Origin of the sequence: Bacillus sp. AY2-1 (genome assembly GCF_008368965.1) — a bacterium.
GTDB lineage: Bacteria > Bacillota > Bacilli > Bacillales > Bacillaceae_G > Bacillus_A > Bacillus_A thuringiensis_S.
Genome location: NZ_QPEL01000245.1, coordinates 1 through 5,425 on the forward strand (window position 1 = coordinate 1; position 5,425 = coordinate 5,425).

Here is a 5,425-nt window from a genome sequence, read left to right on the forward strand (position 1 = left end):
ACTTGTCTTTTTTGTGTTTTATAAAAATAAGAATGGGTGGTAAATCTCAGTTTTTTATAATTTCACTTTATTGTTCACATCAACAAGTTCAAAACGCTCACAGACGAGTAACATATCTTCAGAGAAATTAAGACCAAGCTCATTTAGTTCCTTTGTAAAAAAACGAACATGGGTGTCTCTCCAGTAATTATAAGTACGATCTCCTTCGCCTTCAGCGATAGCGAATTCTTCGCTTACTTCATTCATTGGTGTTACAGTTACTTCTATTATCTTAATAATAGCTACAGGTTCATCATTACTATTAAGTATAATACTATAATCATTAGTGGTCGGTAGCGGTTCATTTTCTAATTCATAAAAAATGTGACCGGAGCATGTAGCAGTTTTAATACCGTCAATTACTAGTTGTGCAAGATAATTAGGGGAATCTCCAAATTGCCAAGCTATAACAGATTCTGGTTTTTTGTTGTTTCCCCAATAAGTATTCCAATATGTCTGTGCTAATTGATTCATTTTATCGTCACCTCACTCTAATTAAATTTAGTCGCTTTATAATTCCTAGGAAATTTATTTATTTACTTATTCTGTCTTTGTGCTCATTTGAAATTTGTATCAGTGTGTTGCAAATTAAAAAGATACTATGTGGAATGAATATGGTTTGTAAATATGTTCTGTATATATATGGAATCTTTAATTTTCCAATTGCATTTTATGATAAAGGATATAGTTACTTAAAGAACGTTCAGACTATTAATGGTAGCTTATTATCACTATGCCATATTGAAGTGAGTAGTACTAGAGTTGAAATAGATAAAAAACCGATATTCTAAAATTGAATATCAGTTTAATGATATGTGACTTATATGAATCTATAGTAATACGAAAAGCGTAAATAAGATAGCCAACAAAATACGATAGTATGCAAAAGGTTTTAAACCTATCTTCTCTAAAAGCTTTAGAAAAGTTACTACCGCTAGCATCGCTACGGTAAAAGAGGTAATGAATCCTACCGCAAACATAGGGATGTCATCGACACTTAAATACTCCCAGCTTTTTAGTAAGTCTAAGCCTGTAGCTCCAACCATTACAGGAAGAGCTATTAGAAAAGAGAACTCGGATGCGGTTTTATAATTTACTTTTGCTAATAGACCTCCAGAGATAGTAGAGCCAGCTCTAGAGAAGCCAGGGTATACTGCTAAGCACTGAAATAATCCAATTGTTAAAGCTTGACGGTATGTTAAATCGTCCAGTGAATAGGCGGTTGCCTCTTTCTTTTTTACTTCTGCAAAGATCATAAGAATTGCCCCTGCTACAAGTCCAATCACAACAGTGTATGGCTGAAATAAGTATGTTTTAATAATATCATGTAGTAGCAAACCAGCCACTACTGCCGGAAATACGCCAAGAAATACATGAAACGCGTTGAATTTTTTCTCTTTCCGTAGAAGAGGCTTAATATTACATAGAGAAACGAGACGTTTATGATATAAAATTGCAATAGCTAAAATTGCGCCTAGCTGAATAACAATTTCAAACGTTTTTGCTCTTTCTCCTTCAAAGTCTAATAAATGCCCGACTAATATAAGGTGGCCAGTAGAAGATATAGGTAAAAATTCAGCTAATCCTTCTACAATACCGAGTATGAAGGCAATAATGATATCGCTCATAGTTTCACTCCTATAAATTAATGAATGTCTACTTTTTTAAAATAGAATAGTGTTGCAATAAATCCGGAAATTGTTGTTACTGCAATGATGATATAAGAATACTCTGGTGGATATGTCGGTTGTAATTCATTATTTGCGATATCTAGAGTAGCGGTCCACGGAAATAAATCTTTATGCTTGGAGTTTACGAGCATAAGATTGGTCATTGTAATAATGACTGTTAATATAATGGGCGGTACATAGCTCTTCATGACAAGAGTTAGTAGTACAATAGGTGAAGACAATAGAAAGAGAAGTCCACCACATATTAAAAATTCTAGGAAAGAACTTAAAAGTAAAGCAATGTTAAAACCAGGGAAATTCCCCAATAGCCCTAATATTAAAGTAAGTGTCCAAGCGACTAAAGTTAGCATCATGATCCAAAGAAAGAGAATGATGAATTTACTTATAATAAAGCTAATGCGCGACACGGGGATAGTTAGTAAATTTTTTAGTGTATCTTCTGCATATTCGCGGGTAAGCAAATATGCAACCACTACTCCATATAAGGGGAATCCTATAACTAAAGTAGTATATAAGTTAACATCAGTGAATAATTGATGGAACCAAATAGTCGGAGTTGGCTCTTTTGTTTTTATATGTATATAAGAGGCTACTACAACTAAGAAAGGTGCGACACCAGCACCAATAATGCTAATTAAAAACATATTAGAGCGTTTTAATTTTAAGAGTTCTGTATAGAGTAGATTAACCAATTGTTCCACCTCCAACTAGCTTGGTGAAATAATCTTCTAGTTTATCTTCACTTATCATCATTTTTAATACTTCAATACCATTAAGAACTAATGTTCTATTTATGTATCCTTGTTGTCCAAAATGAGAGTAAATACGAATATTCCCTTCATCGTGTACTTCATAATCAAAAATTTGAAGATGATTTTCTAATAACATCACAGCTTTATTGTCATTATTCACTTGAAACTCTATGTACTTACGATTTGCTTTACGTAGCGTATCAAGAGAAACTTCTTCTAGTAACTTTCCTTCATGAATAATTCCGATACGATCGACTAACTGTTCTACCTCGGCTAATATGTGACTAGAAATGAGTATGGTTATATTTCTTTCTTGAGCTAAAGAATGAATAAGTTTTCGCATTTCTTTAATACCAATAGGGTCTAGTCCGTTAGTTGGTTCATCTAATATGACTAGCTCGGGATAATGGAGAAGAGCGCGTGCAATTCCTAAGCGTTGCTTCATTCCTAAAGAATACTTTCCTACTAACTTTTTTGTTTCATGCTGCAAGCCTACTATTTCTAATGCTTCTTCGATAGCATTCTTTTTGTGAACCCCAATTATCTTTGCATTAATTAATAGGTTTTCTTTTGCAGTTAAGTTTTCATAAAATCCTGGAACTTCAACTATAGAACCAATTCTGCTTAAAATATCTTTTTGATTTTGGAATAAGTTCTCTCCAAATATTTCAATCGTTCCACTTGTAGGCTTTATAAGACTAAGCAGCATACGAATGGTTGTTGTTTTACCAGCACCGTTGCGGCCTATGAAGCCATAAATCTCCCCTTGTTGAACATTAATATTTAAATTATCTACTGATTTTTGATTGCCATATACTTTAGTAAGGTTAGTCGTTTTTATAATTGTATTTATAGGAGACACCTGCTTTCTATAAGTTCTTACTTACATCATAAAAAGGAAGGCTTAACTGCATATTAATCATTTCTTAACTATTTCTTAAAAGTATTGTGTTTTGGAATAGAAAAGCCAAAAATAGTTCGTTTCCATGGAGTGCTTTCAACCCATATATGCCCACCATTTCTCTCAACGAGCGCTTTAGAAATAGAGAGCCCGAGACCACTACCACCAAACGAGGAGTTTCTTGATTGTTCGCTTCGGTACATTCGCTCAAACACATTTTGTAAATCATGCTTTGGAATACCAGGGCCTTTGTCCCAAATATGAAGTTCATATTCTCTATCGGTTTCTAGTAGTTCGACTCCTACTATTTTTCCATCCTTTCCGTAATAAATGGCATTTTTCATTAAATTACTCATAATCCGCATAAGGCTCAGATGGTCTGCGATAATAGGGCAAGTAGATTCTGGTATGAGAACTTGCAGTTCGATGTTATGTTTTGAGAGCTCAGGTAAAAATTCAATCAAAACTTCTCTAGTAACTTCAGAAAAGTCGAGTTCTTCTTCTTTTAGTGGAAATTCATTAGCGTCTAGCTTCGCCATATTGAATATTTCATCAACTAGGTGCTTTAAGTTATTTGATTTCATATAAAGTATTTTAAGGTATTCTTGTTTTTCTATTTCAGAAACAGCAACCCCATCTTTTAAAGCATCTATATATCCGATGATGGAGGTGAGTGGTGTTCGTATATCGTGGGAGATACTAGACAAAAGTTGTTTTCTGGATTCCTCGGATCTTTTGGCTTCAATCTGAACTTGCTCTAATTTAGCTATTAGCTCGTTTATTGAAAAAACGATATTATGTAATGAGTGGTCATTGCTTGTGAATAATCTCGTTTGTAAGTTTCCTTTTAGTACACGACTTAATTTAGTATCCATTGCCTTGCGATGTTGAATGAATTGTATTCTTGAAAAGAAGAGATAAATTGTAATTAAGATAAGGATTATAAATAAAGACATTTTTAATCTTGGTTCCATTTGTATGTTTAAAATCCCACAAATGATAAGTTGTAATGTAATAAGGGAGAGGGTTTTATCAGTCTTCAAGCTTTTCACCTACAAACTTATAACCAATTCCCCATATAGTCTGAATGAATTTTGGATTGGAAGGGTCGATTTCTATTTTCTTTCTAAGTTTTCGAATATGTACCATAACGGTATTGTCATCTTCTATATAATTATCGTCCCACACATTTTGGAAGAGCTGTGTTTTTGTAAATACTTGTCCTGGATTTGAAGTAAAGAATTTTAATAGTTCCAGTTCTTTTCCGGTTAAGTTAATTTCTTCTTTATTTGTATGAACTGTGTATGTATTTAGATTGAAAGTTAGTCCTTTAAAAGATAAAGTTGTTTTTTGTTGAGCAGTATTGCTACTTCCAAGAACTAAAAAACGCCGCATAAGAGCTTTTACTCGTGCAATTACTTCGTGAATGCTGAAAGGTTTTGTAATGTAATCATCAGCACCAATGCTTAAGCCTAAAATTTTATCAATTTCGTGATCTTTAGCGGTGAGCATTAATATAGGTACGTTAGTTTTATATCTAAGCTTTTTACATACCTCGATTCCATCTATTTTGGGCATCATAAGATCTAATATAACGAGGTTATAGTTATTTTGATTAAATAAATGCAAGGCTTCTTCGCCGTTGATTGCAGTGTCTACCATATATAATTCTCGTTCTAAATATATTTTTAATAAATTTCGGATTTCTTTATCGTCGTCTGCTAAAAGGATACGTATATCTTTCATATTTTCACCTGCTTCTAATAGAGTTTTATTGATAGTACAACAACTCTCTAATTATATACTAGTATTTGTTAAAATAAGGTTGCTAGTTTTGTTGGAGGGAAACGTCCGCACGAGTTAAGTCTAGAGCTCAAATTAACTCGAATATGTTTGGAAGAATAAATTAAAGAGAAGCAGAAAGCGTGCTCCGATAATGAAATCCTATAGAGACGTGTCTAGTTAAAAGAGCATAAAAATATTAACTTGAATATCTTTATAAAAAGATGTTGACGATTATACAAATGAAGTGTAATATAGAA

The 5,425-nt window shown here is 33.0% G+C and carries 6 protein-coding genes; all 6 read right to left on the reverse strand.

Features of this window, described 5'->3' with window-relative positions; genetic code table 11:
* Positions 1-54: 54 nt before the first annotated feature.
* Positions 55-513, reverse strand: coding sequence for an ASCH domain-containing protein (locus DN403_RS29780; protein WP_001072428.1), 459 nt, complete (start codon positions 511-513; stop codon positions 55-57).
* Positions 514-869: 356 nt separating this feature from the next.
* Positions 870-1,667 (reverse strand): undecaprenyl-diphosphate phosphatase UppP, encoded by a 798-nt coding sequence (uppP, locus tag DN403_RS29790; RefSeq protein ID WP_001279949.1) that lies wholly within the window; start codon positions 1,665-1,667, stop codon positions 870-872.
* Between the two features lie 17 nt (positions 1,668-1,684).
* Complete coding sequence (locus tag DN403_RS29795) at positions 1,685-2,422, reverse strand: ABC transporter permease (RefSeq protein WP_000247703.1); 738 nt, start codon at positions 2,420-2,422, stop codon at positions 1,685-1,687.
* Positions 2,415-3,344, reverse strand: coding sequence for an ABC transporter ATP-binding protein (locus DN403_RS29800; RefSeq protein ID WP_149186064.1), 930 nt, complete (start codon positions 3,342-3,344; stop codon positions 2,415-2,417). Before DN403_RS29800 ends, DN403_RS29795 begins: the two co-directional genes overlap by 8 nt.
* Before the next feature lie 68 nt (positions 3,345-3,412).
* Positions 3,413-4,426, reverse strand: coding sequence for a sensor histidine kinase (locus DN403_RS29805; protein WP_000845349.1), 1,014 nt, complete (start codon positions 4,424-4,426; stop codon positions 3,413-3,415).
* A complete protein-coding gene (locus DN403_RS29810; protein ID WP_000652005.1) occupies positions 4,416-5,129 on the reverse strand; it encodes a response regulator transcription factor in 714 nt (237 codons plus the stop codon). Before DN403_RS29810 ends, DN403_RS29805 begins: the two co-directional genes overlap by 11 nt.
* Positions 5,130-5,425 lie beyond the last annotated feature (296 nt).

Coding starts and splice junctions, on each gene's coding strand:
- DN403_RS29810 (WP_000652005.1), bottom strand. CDS start 5,129: ATGAAAGATATACGTATCCTTTTAGCAGACGACGATAAAGAAATCCGA.
- DN403_RS29780 (WP_001072428.1), bottom strand. CDS start 513: ATGAATCAATTAGCACAGACATATTGGAATACTTATTGGGGAAACAAC.
- uppP (WP_001279949.1), bottom strand. CDS start 1,667: ATGAGCGATATCATTATTGCCTTCATACTCGGTATTGTAGAAGGATTA.